The sequence below is a fragment of the Sphingobacterium corticibacter genome, assembly GCF_003076635.1.
GTDB lineage: Bacteria > Bacteroidota > Bacteroidia > Sphingobacteriales > Sphingobacteriaceae > Sphingobacterium > Sphingobacterium corticibacter.
In genome coordinates this window covers 923,514-937,862 of the sequence record NZ_QDKG01000001.1, presented here as the reverse complement: position 1 = coordinate 937,862, position 14,349 = coordinate 923,514, and the positions used below count along the sequence as shown (strand labels likewise).

9 protein-coding genes are annotated in these 14,349 nt (G+C 43.9%); all 9 read right to left on the bottom strand.

Annotation, left to right across the window (positions count from 1 at the left end; genetic code table 11):
• Nucleotides 1-10: 10 nt before the first annotated feature.
• Nucleotides 11-1,594 carry a RagB/SusD family nutrient uptake outer membrane protein gene (locus tag DC487_RS03995; protein ID WP_116774630.1) on the bottom strand — a complete coding sequence of 528 codons (1,584 nt, stop codon included), beginning with the start codon at nucleotides 1,592-1,594 and terminating at the stop codon, nucleotides 11-13.
• Between the two features lie 11 nt (nucleotides 1,595-1,605).
• Nucleotides 1,606-4,770, bottom strand: coding sequence for a SusC/RagA family TonB-linked outer membrane protein (locus DC487_RS03990; RefSeq protein ID WP_116774629.1), 3,165 nt, complete (start codon nucleotides 4,768-4,770; stop codon nucleotides 1,606-1,608).
• Between the two features lie 163 nt (nucleotides 4,771-4,933).
• Nucleotides 4,934-6,346 carry a DUF4434 domain-containing protein gene (locus tag DC487_RS03985; RefSeq protein WP_116774628.1) on the bottom strand — a complete coding sequence of 471 codons (1,413 nt, stop codon included), beginning with the start codon at nucleotides 6,344-6,346 and terminating at the stop codon, nucleotides 4,934-4,936.
• Entirely contained in the window at nucleotides 6,339-7,418 is a 1,080-nt protein-coding gene (locus tag DC487_RS03980; protein WP_207774301.1) for a glycerophosphodiester phosphodiesterase, read from the bottom strand. Before DC487_RS03980 ends, DC487_RS03985 begins: the two co-directional genes overlap by 8 nt.
• Entirely contained in the window at nucleotides 7,408-8,826 is a 1,419-nt protein-coding gene (locus DC487_RS03975; RefSeq protein ID WP_116774627.1) for a calcineurin-like phosphoesterase C-terminal domain-containing protein, read from the bottom strand. Before DC487_RS03975 ends, DC487_RS03980 begins: the two co-directional genes overlap by 11 nt.
• Nucleotides 8,819-10,381 carry an ADP-ribosylglycohydrolase family protein gene (locus tag DC487_RS03970; RefSeq protein ID WP_116774626.1) on the bottom strand — a complete coding sequence of 521 codons (1,563 nt, stop codon included), beginning with the start codon at nucleotides 10,379-10,381 and terminating at the stop codon, nucleotides 8,819-8,821. Before DC487_RS03970 ends, DC487_RS03975 begins: the two co-directional genes overlap by 8 nt.
• Nucleotides 10,382-10,434: 53 nt before the next feature.
• Entirely contained in the window at nucleotides 10,435-11,628 is a 1,194-nt protein-coding gene (locus tag DC487_RS03965; protein WP_116774625.1) for an AGE family epimerase/isomerase, read from the bottom strand.
• A 42-nt stretch (nucleotides 11,629-11,670) separates the two neighbouring features.
• Nucleotides 11,671-13,074 (bottom strand): sugar porter family MFS transporter, encoded by a 1,404-nt coding sequence (locus tag DC487_RS03960; RefSeq protein ID WP_116775030.1) that lies wholly within the window; start codon nucleotides 13,072-13,074, stop codon nucleotides 11,671-11,673.
• A gap of 46 nt (nucleotides 13,075-13,120) precedes the next feature.
• Nucleotides 13,121-14,227, bottom strand: coding sequence for a DUF4434 domain-containing protein (locus DC487_RS03955; RefSeq protein WP_116775029.1), 1,107 nt, complete (start codon nucleotides 14,225-14,227; stop codon nucleotides 13,121-13,123).
• Nucleotides 14,228-14,349: the final 122 nt, after the last annotated feature.

Sequence of the window (14,349 nt, the reverse complement as noted above, 5' to 3'; positions counted from 1 at the left end):
GTGCTTTTGGTTATTTCCACTCACTAAATTGCTCTATGTTCGCGTTCCGTTGCAATTCTGCAATCGGAATTGGGAAGCGATTGTATTTCTCCGGGTAAACGCGACTGCGCCCATTATCAGAATCCACCAATGTATAGGTCAACTTGCCATCAGTAGCTTTCGTAATCTTCACACCGACGGCATTTGTACCATTCAAAACAGTAGTAGCTAATCCCCAACGGCGTAAATCCCAGTAACGATGTCCTTCAAACGCCAGCTCGACCATGCGCTCCCGACGAATGAGATTAAGTAACTGCCCTGCATTAGTGGCAGTAAGATCTTGCGTAAAACCAGCACGACGACGCACTTTATTCAAGGCTTCTAAGCCCGCCACCAGTTGTCCTTGCTCGGCTAACGCCTCCGCTTGGATCAATAATACCTCGGCATAGCGCATGAAGTAAAAAGTCAATTCGCCTCTACCCAAATCTGTGAGTTTTTCATCAAATAGTTTGCGCATATAATAGCCCGTAGATGTGGTACCGCCACCGATAGCAAATCCTTCTTTGGTTCCTTCTACCGTTTCCAAGGTACGCCCTTTCCAAGACGCACCATTATACAAGATCGAGGCATAAAATCGTGGTTCGCGACCTACATAGGGAGCCGCGGCGTGTGCTGGATTGCTCCAACTGAAATTGGTACCATCAGCCATCTGATATTCGCGCACCAAATTTTCGGTCGGACTGATTTGTGCATAACCTCCATCTAAAGGCGGGCCGAAGAAGTAATCAAATGAATACGTGAAATTAGGTGCTAAGAAACCAAACTCTAAAATGCTTTCCTTGTTTTCGGCGGCTTCACTACGGCGTTGATTAAAAAGTGCTTTGTAATCTGCGTGCAAATCATAAAGGTTTAATGCTTGCAAGGCATCCACCGCATCAGAACTTGCTTTCCAGCGTTTGGCATACAACATCGCACGTGCTTTCAGACCCAATGCTGCACCTTTGGTCACCTTTCCTCGCTTCGCAGCAGGCACGGTTGGCGGCAATTGAGCAGCAGCTTTGTCCAAATCGGCAGCGATAAAGTTCCATACTTCGTCGGGCGTACTTACATTTCTGCCAACACCATCATTCAAATCATTATACAGAATGACGCTCGCGCCGTAGCGCTTGGCCAATTCGAAATACACATAAGCTCTAAAGAACAGGACTTCGCCTTCCGCTCGTTGATAAAATTCGTTAGGCAAACCAGTTCCCTTGGTAGCTAAACCGTCTAAAAACTCATTACAATGCCGAATCCAGGTATAGCCCCAAGCCCAATTATCCAATGGATTGGCACCGGGAGTAATGGTCGAAGATCCTAGAATTAACAGATTGACTTCGTCGTTTGGGGTATTCTTCTTCAGGATATCGGCATACGCGTCTTGATTAACGTGTGCGCTATAGTAAGATTGACCGATTAATGGGTAGAACTTATTCAAGGATAGCTCTACGTTAGTTTCACCGCTCCAAGCCACTTCCTCACCGTATACATCAGTAAGTTCGGGTTCTATGGAACAGCTTTGTAAACATAGCATCGTTGCTAAGGCTAATATGCTACAGTTATATTTCAATTTCATCGTCGTAGGAATTAAAAAGTAAGGGATAAACCGAATTCGAAAACACGCTGTTGCGGATAATAACCCTGATTCACACTCGGCATTTCAGGATCTAGATAATCCAAGTTACTCCAAGTGATCAGGTTACTACCAGAAACGTAACAACGGATGCGCTGTATATTAGCTCTGGTTGACCAAGATGCTGGCAATGTATAACCAATTTGTGCTGTTTTCAGGCGTAGGTACGCGCCATCTTTGATCCAAAAAGAAGAGAATTTACCACCACTTTGAGCTGATTGTGTACTCAGACGCGGATATGCCGCATTGGTGTTTTCTGGTGTCCAAGCATTTTCCAACAAATATTTCGGTGAGTTACCATCTTGATAAAAAGGCATTGTATAGAAGGTATTATCATAAACACCCGAGCTAGTGTACAATCCTGACAAAGCTACATCGGACAATGCTGCACCTTGAAAGAAAGCGTTAAAATCTAAGCCTTTGTATGATCCACCCAAGTTAAGACCGAACATCATTTCTGGGAGATCACCTCTACCGATAACCGTCCAGTCTTGATCGAAGGTAATCCGACCATCACCATTCAGATCTTTCAGTTTAATCTCACCTGGACGTGTAGGTCCGAATAGGGCACTATTGTCAATCTCTTCTTGACTTTGGAAAAATCCATCTGACACGAAACCGTATTTCAAGCCAATTGGTCTACCTGTTCTACGCAAATAATCAGGCACATTTGCATCCTCTGTAGTTTCGATCACCTTGCTGCGAGCAAAACTAACATTTCCACGTACATTCAAATTAAAATCGCCAATGGTATTGCGATGCGATAACACCAATTCGAAACCGCGGCTATCTACGATACCCGAGTTGATGAAGCTTGGGAAATAACCACCGAAAGATGGTGGATTAAGACCAGACTGTCCTTGTAAGATATCCTTAGTAACGCGGTAAAAAACATCGGCTTCCATACCAAGAAGTCCATTCCATAAAGTGGCTTCCACACCTCCATTATAGGTCGTGGTCGTTTCCCAGCGAATGTTTTGATTCGGAACGGTTGTAATATTCAACGGTTTTCCGCCATTATTTCCAATCATCACGACAGGATTAGCTCCTAGTGTCATGGTTCTTAAAAATTGGTAATCTCCGATTCTATCATTTCCTAGCTTACCGATTGATCCACGAATCTTCAGATCATTGACAAAGTCGACATCCTGAAAAAACGATTCTTTAGATATTCTCCATCCGGCAGAAACGGCTGGAAAGATATCCCAACGCGTGTGAGCAGGTAACATAGGAGATCCATCATAACGACCCAAAACTTCCAACAGATATTTGTCTGCATAATCGTAGTTGAAACGGAATGAGTAGCCCGCTCTACTGAACATGCCATGACCACCTTTTACTAAATTATCAATAACCTCTTCACCGAAGTTCAAGTCCATAATATCTGTGATGGGGTATCCGCGTCGGCCTCCGGATAATGAACTGTTGTCTGTACGCATGTACTCGTATAGAAATAAGGCATTCACAGAATGCTCACCAAATTTATTGGCGTAGCTGATAGACGGCTGAATGGTTTTCTGCCAAGAATCGGTAAACCACTGATTTAAGCTGGCTATTCCAGAGTTAGCATGTCGTGCCCAAGCCATGGAGTACTGACGTGTGGAGTTGTTGTATACATCTAAATAGTAAGGCAACAAGGTCGATTTACGCATGGTATATCCTTTGTCAAATGCACCATTTACTTTTAGTCGTAAGCCCGATACGCCAGGCACTTCGTATTCTAATGATAAATTGGATTGGAAGCGGTTGGAGCGGGATGAATTTTCGCCAGAAAAGTCACGTGCTGCTAAGGGGTTTTGATTACCATTACCCGGATTCAAACTACCGATGGGAACACCGTCGGCATTATAAGCGGGTAAAAAAGGATAGGACATCATCGCTTGTGCAAAGATGGATGCATAACTATTTCCTAATCCAGCAGATAAACCTGGCTCTTTGCGGACATCATCGCGATAGGCCACATTGAGAGAAAGTTTTAGGTTATCCAAAATGTCTGCATCAAAGTTGACACGTGCATTGTAACGATCGTACGAAGTGCGATCAATCAAACCATCCTGATTGAATGCACCGGCAGATACGAAGTAGCGGTAGCGATCAGAACCTCCATTGAGCGTTAAGTTATTCGTTACTGTTGGAGCACTGCTCTTGAACAACATGTCGAACCAGTTGGTATTGGCGAAAACACCTTCGGGATCACCATTGGCAATACGGTTAATTTCATCTGGGCTAAAGCGTCTCGATGCTTCAGCGATACCATCCAATTCCTGTGCTTTATTGTAATAATAAGCGTATTCTGCTCCATTCAAGAATTCAGGAAAGGCGGTATTGGTATTCATAGCATAAGAACCGTTATAGGTTAGCGTAGGCTTTTGTAACTTTCCTCTTTTGGTGGTCACCAAGATAACGCCATTTGCACCACGCACCCCGTAAATAGCTGCGGAAGCATCTTTTAATACCGAAATGGATTCTACCTCATCGGGATTGATTTGAGGGAATTCGCGTTCGATACCGTCTACAATGATCAGCGGTGAGTTATTGCCCAAGGTATTGTAACCACGCACCATGAGCGAAGCGCCATCGGAACCGGGCTGACCGCTGGTTTGTCTTGTTACTAATCCTGGCAAACGACCTTGAAGCATAGAAGATAGATTGGCTGTTGGCGCTGTTTTCAGTTCATCGCCGCTAATCTGCGCGATAGCTCCAGTTACGCTGGTTTTCTTCATTTGTCCATAACCAACGACAACCACCTCTTCTACCAGCATATCATCTGCTTTAAGTAGGAATATGATAGGTTGATTACCGACATTGACGACCGTATCTTTAGAAGTATATCCGATTGCGGATAGCGAGATACGCACTTTGTTGCCTTCCACAGGCAAGACGAAACGCCCCGAAGCATCGGTAGAAGCGCTCCCCTTATTTGTCGCTTCACGTATACTTACCGCTTGGAGCGGCTGCCCATTCCCAGCATGGCGAACAACACCTTCGAGGCGGGACTGCTGCGCGTACGATCTTGTAGCAGCACAAGAAAGCAGGCACAAGGCAAGCATGTAAGGAGAAAACGCGATGTTGCGCTTCTGCCCTTTTCTGCTGGATTGCTTTTGTTTAAACAGCTTCATAATAGTTTTTGGTTAATTGTGGTAGATGGTCTTGCATAGTTTTTAATAAATATTTTTATAAAACATTGCAATATTAAAATTATTTAAAATATAAATATGGTAAAATAATTTTCTTAAATAAAACTTCACGGAAAATTAATATGATAAATTCCCTTAAACTGTGCTACTTGGTAACTGACCGTTTGGATGATGTGCCTTTCATAGTCTTCTCTAGGTATTGCTTGTATTGCTTAAACAGATGCAGCGTGCGCTCTTCCCCTATGCGGATCGACATTTTGGGATCGTTGAATACACCCGGAAATTGGTAACAGAGTATTTTTTCGAAGTTTTTAAAGAGATTTAGATCATGTACGATTTCTTCCAAGGGCCGCGGATAGAGCGACTGATCTTCGTTGAACAGGAAGGTTTCCAGATCAAACCACAGGTGCGCACCTGCATCGTTACACAGCGATTGCAACAGGTCTGCCGATTCTTTTCCTGTAAGATCTCCTTCTGGCATGCGTGCAAATCCAAAAGGACATAGAATATCGAGGTTCTGTAACAACGCAGGATAGGTATCCAATCCAATAGGTACCTGCATGCTATTGGTAGCCAACATCACTGGTTTTGCTGGCGCGATCTGGTTGCAATACGCTTTGAACTCACGGAAGAAATCGACAATTTCTTTTTTACGTTGTAAGCGCTTTTCTCCATTGTTCTCCCAGTTATCTAAGTTACCGCCGCTTTCTTCAGAAACATAAAAACCGTAGAAAGAGGGATGATGACCATATTTGTCCCACAACTCCTTCGCGACTTTCTTGTGCCATTCCAGTGATTCGGTGGTAAAATCGAACCAAGCAAACATCCCCACACCCACGAAGACATGCATGTTATTCTTATCCGCCTCATCGAGTATGGCTTCCACCGGATCTTCTGCCGTAATTGGAACGCGTTCTGGATACAAAACGGAAGGATAAAATGCTTTCCCTTGGTATGACTCGACCGTGGTTTGGTGCTTACCAACGTATTCTTCATTACGGAAAACTTCTTGTATCACGACGATATCCATTTTAAGCTTGTGCATCGCTCGGATCATTTCGCGCCATTGGTCATCGGTCATTTTTTTAATATCCTGATTCCAATGTTTCCCTTCCGTTTCACTCCAATGATAAATACCAGCCCATGCACCATCGATCAGCCCAGTAGAGCGATGTTCGGAGGCAATCACTTCAATATCGCGCACTTTCCGGTGTACTTTCCCTCCTTCTTTGACTACCAAGATAATCCGATTAGTACCGACCTTATCTTTGGTCGGTAGAATGTGTTTGATTTCATAAGATTGTTGCGGTAGCAATTCTTTCTTAGAATAATGCAGCAGATTTTCAGGACGTTCTTCTTGCCAATAAACCGATAGTTCTATGGTTTTTGACTTTTCGTCCTCATTCCGTAAACCAGCACGAATATCCAGATCCACTTGGTTGGTAATCGTGCTTGGCGGTATTAAGCTGAGTGAAATACCTTCCTGCGCTTTTGTCGCAAAGGGTATTGTGATCAGGCTCAGTAATGCTATTACGATAAGTTTTGTTGGATTATTCATAGTTCGATGTTGTAGGTTGTTGTTCTTGTATTAGTTTCAATAAAAGCTCGGGCTCGTCGGTCGTGATCCAATCCACCTTACTGTCTAAAAACTTCCGGAGCTCTTCTTCGCTGTTCACCGTCCACACGTTGGTAGCCAGACCGGCGGCTTTTGCCAATAGGGGCAGATTAGGCATATTTCTATAATGGTAGAAGTCGTAATCTAGCCCCGTGATGCCATCTGCTTTGAGCTCATCAACGGTTTTATTGCCGTATAAGTAAGCGGTGCGCGCACTTGGATCTAGGCTAACAATCCGCTGGAGTACAGCATAGTCAAAGCTGATGTATTCTAAATAACCTTGCGCTTTGAGGCGATGAACGATATTCACCACCGAATCTGCCAATTCCAAGCTCCTACCTGTCGGAGATGGTTTGATCTCTAAGATCATCTTGGTTTTGTTTTGCTGTTTGGCGAGCTGGATAAAATCCACTAGCGTAGGCACAGGATCACCGCCTTTTAAGGTGGAAGCATGCAATGCATCTGCGGTAGATTCTTCGACAGAAAGGCCGCCAATATGAGGATCGTGTGATAGCACGACCTGCTTATCTCCGGACAGCCACACATCAAATTCTGACCCGGCACATCCTAATTGCACCGCGTGCTGAAAAGAGCGAATCGAATTCTGCATCACGCCTTGTGCTCGCCACGCTCCACGGTGTGCTATGACTTTATTGCGCAGAAATTCATCCTTCACCAATTCGAAAGCGTAGCGTTTCTCGTCAATACGAAGAACGATCTCATAAGCATGCGCTCCCTTTTTTGCTTGCACTAACTTGTTCTCACGCAGAGAAATCACTCCGTTTTTCTTGACAACGAACAGGTTCGCCGTATCACGGATCATCTTGATCTTGGCTTCTTTCGTAGCCGATAGGTTGATGACCGACCCAATATGTGCTCCGCGCACATCTAGCGGTATGGTATAATTGCTTAGCGACACCTTGGTCTGCGCGAGTAGTGCTGATGCAGAAAAACTGCAAAGCCATAGCACGCAGGCTAATGTCAACATTTTATTGATCTCTTTTCTAAGGCACATATACTTCGTATTTATTTCCAAATCCATCTTCTATTAAAACCATCACCTTCGCATCGATTTTCGATGGCTTTGCGGCAAACAAATGGTCTGTTTCTGTCGTCCAAATCCAATCGTAGGCATGTTTACTTTTGTTTTTGATGATATCTTTTCTGGTTTGCGGATCGTGACCAACGTATTTTCTCATTTCTCCAGCATATTGGCCATCCTCGTACCAAGACACGCTCCAGCTGGGATCATAATTCCATACCAATGCAGTGATTTGATCTGGTCTTTCCGGATTTTCCCCTAGAGCATAGACACGACCTTGCAGACTGTCTGGTTGACCAAGTGTTTTATATTTCCATGAAATGCAATCTCCATCGGCGATATACACCATGTACCCTGCTGGCGTACCATCAGCACAGGATTCTTCTTGCCAGAAAATTCCAGATATGGAAGATTGATTATGCTCACAAACATTCGGCGCGGGCTGTAGATGATCGTGCAGGTGCGTATGACCGGATAGAATATGTGTTTTATAATCCTTGAGCAAAGCATAGAGATGCGCTCGGTTAGTTAATAGCTGCCCGCGCTGCACTTTTCGAAAACCCTTTTGTGCGGTCGGTATGTGCAGCATGACCACGACCGTACTTCCCGCTGGCACTTGCTTAAGATCTTTTTCCAACCATTGCAACTGCGCTTCATCGATATATCCCACATATTCGCTGGCATTCCCAAGATAGAAGACATTATCAAGCACCACATAATGAATCAAGCCACGATTGAACGCATAATACCGCGGGCCAAAGTGTTGCTCATACAGGTTGCTTGCCGTGGTGTTAGATCGTGTATTGGTCGCCAGATCATGGTTACCTTTCGCGTAAAAGAATGGCAGATCGGAAGAAGAAAAAACATTTTTCACTGCAGGAAAAAGATCTGGTCTATCGCCCACCATATCGCCTGGAATCATGCCATGTACTGATTTATCTTTTAGTACTGTATTGCTATATTCTCTAATATCCTGTGCAAATGTCGCACAGCTTTGTACATCAGCCTCCTGATACACCTGTGGATCGCCCAAGACTACAAAGGCATGCTTGGAATCTTCGCCAGCAGGATCTAATACAAAATCATAAGATCTTTGATCATCTTCTGGCGATAATGGAATATAAAAATTGGCAACATGATCTTGGATCGGTATCGCAAATCCTGCAGGTATCGTGATGTATACAAAAGTTGCTAATGGTGAGGCTTGCAGACGATAAACTCCTTGATCGTCGGAGAGCACCATGTCGTATCCATCCGTAACGGCTACCTTCGCAATAGGTTGACCATCTGCCGTACGTACCTTTCCACGTACTTCCCTTGCTATCGCAGAAGATAGCGTAAGAAAAGTAAGTAATACACAGAATACGACCGTTCTAATCATGATAATGGTTTGTCGATGGCGGAGTCGATGAATACACTAAATAATCGGTCACATACAACTGATAGTCTGCACTTTCGCGCATAAGCTTTACCTCTACTTGGTGTTTTTTGTCGGCCAATTGGTAACGCCAACATAATTCTGGTCTGCGCATATTGGCATTAGTATAGAGATTAGCTGTTTCGATCAGTTGACCATCGATATACAAACCAACCTGCATCGGTTGATCTATTGCGGCAGCATTCACTTTCACTAGGTGTCCACTAATCACCAGCCCGCAGCCTTCAAAATCGAAAGAGTAAGCGTTCGGAAAAGCCTTTGCAATCTTTACCCTTTCTTTCGGATGGTGACCGGCAAAATTTGCTTCGAAAGGCGCTTGGATCGTCTCTTGAAATGGAATCGTTACCTGATCCTTTTTCACTGTTCCACCCGCTTTAAGAATGCTGGCTAAGGCAAGATCCATATTGACCCTGTACACATCCTGCAAGGAATATTTGCTATAACTAAATGGCACTTGTTCGGCTTTTTTCAATGGATCGATCCAAGTTTGTGGAATGCGGCTATATCCTATCATCGTACCGAGCACGCCACAAGCCGTCGCCGGATTACAATCTGAATCCTGACCCGCTCTGGTGGCAATATCCATCGTACGGAAGAAATCACCATCTCCATACAATAGCGCCATGACGACATAAGCTGCATTGAGCTTTGCATCAATATTTAGCGGATGGAACACGAAGTTGGGACAACCATGATCTTCTGCCCATTTTTTCTGGATCTCCCACCACGTTTCTTTCCAATCTTTTGGTTTCTTCGCATGCCAAGACACGACATCCTGTATACATTGGTAGAATTTACTTTGCGGAGGAATCGCTTGGAGTGCTTCGCGAATGACGGATTCTATATCATCACTTCGAAATGCTTGCGCATATAGGTGTGCGACAAATAGACCGCCATAGTAGCCATCGCCAGAAGCGATCAATCTGCCGGTCTTTTCGCTGATCGCGTTGACGGCCTGTGGCAGCGCCGGATTGATCAATCCGGCAAAATCGGCTTCAATCTGAAAATCTATATCGTCGGCATGTGGGTTGTTCAACCAATGTCCGGCTTTCTCTGCCGCAATGCCATTATTAAGATTGTATCGTGCTGCTTGATTAGCATGCCACAATTCAAACTCTTTTTGGGCAAATGTCTGCGCCAGAGAATCTATCGGCGCATCCAATCCCAATCGATGAAACACTTCGAGAAAGGTAAGGTCCACATATATGTCGTCAAATAATCCCGGAAACTCATGCATAGCACGATTGACATAATCGGCTTCCCAAGGAATACGTTCGTAATCTTGAATATATGTACCCTGATAAAGAAATTCGGTTGGCCAGCCATAAGTCACTCCAATGGTTTGGCCAGCCCAACCGCCTTTGATCTTATCTTCCAGCACCACCTTCTTTAAGGTTAGCGCAGCAGATGACTTGGATCCGTTTTGTGCATAAATTAGCAATGGTGCGTAGCAAAACATCAACAGATTAAGAAATAGGAAAACTGTACTCTTTATCATAATGAGGTATCTTAACAATTTAAAGTGGGCGGCTCCGAAGAGCCAACACACCACTAAACAACTTCTTTAATCAAATCTTTGCAGGAGATATCTTCCAGCACTTTCCAGCACTGATAGAGTCCACGCGGCACATGAAAACATCCTTTCCATTTACCACCTTTTAGTGGTAGCAATACCTCTCCTTGCCTATTCAAATAACCAAACCATTCTGGATGCTCCTGATCTTTGAAATGCTTCCAATTGTAGTCGTGCACCCGCTCAAACCATTCCAAACATTCGGCGGAGCCGGTCAATTGATAGCCTTTTATTAGTGATATCAAGGTCTCGACATGTACCCACCACAGCTTTTGATCCCATTCTAATTGTTGTGGTGGATTTCCCATTCGATCCATAAAATAAAAGATCCCGCCATGCTCCTTATCCCATCCGTACTTGAGCATGTTTAACGTAATTTGTACTGCTTTTTCGATGAGATCATCGCGTTTCAGGCGTTTGCCTAAATCCATGATGAACCACATAGCCTCAATCGCATGACCAGGGTTAACCAATCTTCCATCAAACGTATCTGATAGTTGACCGTCTAACATGACATTCTCCACGACGATACCGCCTAGCTCCGGACGATAAAACACTTCTAACACTTCTTTCAGACAGGTATCAATCAGTTCATCTAATAAATCTTTGGGCAAAAGATGTTCAATTTCCAATGCTAGATTACATAAGATCATCGGCAACGCAAAATTCTTCAGACTCCTGCTTCCTGCCACCGCTTTGTTCCATTGACCTTTCGGATTGTCGACTTTCGAACGGATCAGGGCAAATGTCTTTTTGGCCACCTCGGCGTAGTGAGGATTGCCGGTTGCCAAATGCAACTGTCCAAAAGCAATCGTGGCAAACGTGTATGAAAATATATTGTAAGGCTCGATCAAGGGATTGCCTTCACGATCCAGCGAAAAGTACCAATTGTATTGTCCGTCGTGCCCATAGGTCAGTAGAAAACCTGCACCATGCTCGGCCGCGTCAAGCCAAGCCTTCTTGTGCGCGACTTTATTGTACATGCTGGCAAACATGTACACCTCCCTTGCCTGCAACCAGATAAATTTATCGGTATCAAAAACGTTTCCTTCTCTATCCAGACAGGTGAAGTATCCACCGTACTCCATGTCTAGGGAATTTTCTAACCAAAAGGGCAATACGTTGTCCAACAGTTCCGTTTTGTACTGTTCGCTAAGTTTCTTAAAATCCATTTATATGCTAGTTATTCTTTATTATATCGGTTATAATTAGGATTAATGAATCCAATGTCTTTCTATGTCTTCCAAAGATTTTCCGGTTGTTTCGGGCACGAGTTTCCAGACAATTAGCATGTAAGGCACACACATAGCTGCAAACAGAAAGAAAGTTCCACCCGGACTCAAATTATCCAATAACCAAGGCGTAAGCTGCCCGATCAGATAAGTACCTAACCACAGCGACAGACCGGCAATGGACATGGCTAATGCGCGAATGGCATTGGGATACATTTCGGAAAGCAATACCCAAATGACGGCAGAAATCGAAATGGCACAGCAAAAAACGTACGCCAAAAAGCAGATCAACATGAACAAGCTTGGAAGTCCCCATGCGGCACCCCAGAAGAAATAGACACCAATGAGTACCAGAAAAACAATCATTCCGGAAACACCGAGATACACCAATTTCTTGCGACCGATCTTATCAATGATAAAGACAGCCAATATGGTCGTCAGCACATTGACCAAGCCAACGATGACTTGATAAAACAGGGAATCGCCACCCGAAATTCCGCTACTCTCGAAAATAGTAGGTCCGTAATAAAGCACGGCATTGACGCCCATAAACTGTCCTAAAATGGCAATCGCAGCACCAATCCATACGGCTTTACGCACGCCGGGTTGTGCCAATAGCTTCCAATCGACTTTCTTCTCCGAAGAACTGACATCTTGAATCTTTTGAACTTCCGCTTTGGCGGCATTTTCAGATCCGTAGATACGTTTAAAAATACTTTGGGCTTTATCTGAACGGCCATGCATCACCAGCCAACGCGGACTTTCTGGAATTAAGAAGATAATGATAAAGAAGAAAATGGCAGGTATACCGGAAACGCCAAGCATTCCGCGCCAAACCTCTTGATGAAATATTAATTGTAGTCCCTCATGTTGAAGATCTTTAGCATCACCTAATGCATAATTCATCAGGAGGTAATTCACCACATACGCGCCGAGAAAACCGATAGTAACTGCCAGTTGATAGAGCGACACCAACATGCCACGATATTGCGGTACAGCTAACTCGGAGATATACATGGGCGATATGATAGAAACCACTCCGATACCGATTCCTCCTATTATCCTAGCGTAAATGAGCTGATTGAAATCGGAAGAAATCATACAGTACACTGCGGATATGGAAAACAGAACCGCGCTTATAAATAGCGTCTTGCGCCGACCAAATCGATCTCCCAAATAACCTCCGCAAGATACGCCAGCGATCGAACCGATCAAGGCACAACCTACATACCATCCTTGAGAAACCGTATCTAAACTATACTGTGTCGTTATTTGCGCGATCGTGCCGGATATCACCGCGGTATCGTAGCCGAAAAGAAAACCGCCCATCGCGGCAACGATAGAAAGAAATCCGATGTATCTAAGGTTGACCGTTGTGTTATGCATATTGATAATATTATTCATTAGGTATTTATGGTATTGTCTTATATTTTTAACTATTCATGAATTGTACATAGCGATCGTACAGATGTCCAGCTTGCTTGTAAGCCGATTGAGGACTCATAAAATGAGAGAACTCAAAAGTAATGGCCTTTTCATAGTTCGCTCGTTTCGCAGCTTCGAGTTTTAAGCGGAGTTTATCAAATTTGATTGGCATAAACTTAATGGGCATGTCGCGATCAAAAGTTTCGGCGTTGGTCCAACAGGCAATGCCATATCTGTCTGCCAGTTGCTTGTTGACGCTAAAAAAGGCATCCAGCTCATTATAATCGATATGACCATCTTGAAAAGCACAGGCATCGATTACGTCTTTTATACCATCAAATATCTCCGACCAGTCTTCTTCGTGCTGCCGCACGCTAACCGCATCTGATTTGGAAAGTGAATTGGAAGATGCCATAACGGCCTTTTTCCCATCAATCCACGGCGAAATGAAGGTGGGTAGGTCATTGGACATGGATTTACACATATTCCCCAATTCATGGAATGCACGAATGGATCCTTTGGTTTTACGACTGATTTCTCCGCTAATGTACCAACCTGCGAAGCTTTTATATTTCGAACCATACTTCGCCCACACCTCTTCAATCACGGGCTTATTATGTTCGACTTCCTTGTACAGATCTCCGGTATCCCAATAAGCACCAGAATCATACAAACCAAAATAAAAGTGCATGCTATACTTGTCTGCCAATCTCAAAAACATATCCAGCAGATCGACAGTCGGCATATAACATCCTTTGGAAAGTAAATACGCCGAAGGATAGGTGATGAACTTACGATAACCAGCGCGAATCAGGATGACGGTGTTGATCCCCATCTTTTGCATATACCTGAAATCAAGATCCCATTCAGCTTCACCCCAGTTTTGATGAGGGATATCGTGCGAGATCTCGTCAATAAAAGTGGCCGTTATAGGTAATGCATGAGCAGGCTTTACCAAGAAACGATCTTTGCCATTCATCGTTATCACATTATCAACTTGCGAATCCGCTTCTACATCTTGACCACAGCTAGACAACAACATAGATGCCCCAACACCTGCGAAACCAGTTTGCATCGTTTGTTTCAGGAATTTTCTCCGATTCTGCTTATTCATAATGGTGGTAATTCTGGTCATTTATACGGTCAGATAGCTAATTGAATGATCATATCTATCATTGACAAAGCTAAATTAAAAATAAAATTTAAAAATAAAAGGGTTTATTATTAATAATATTT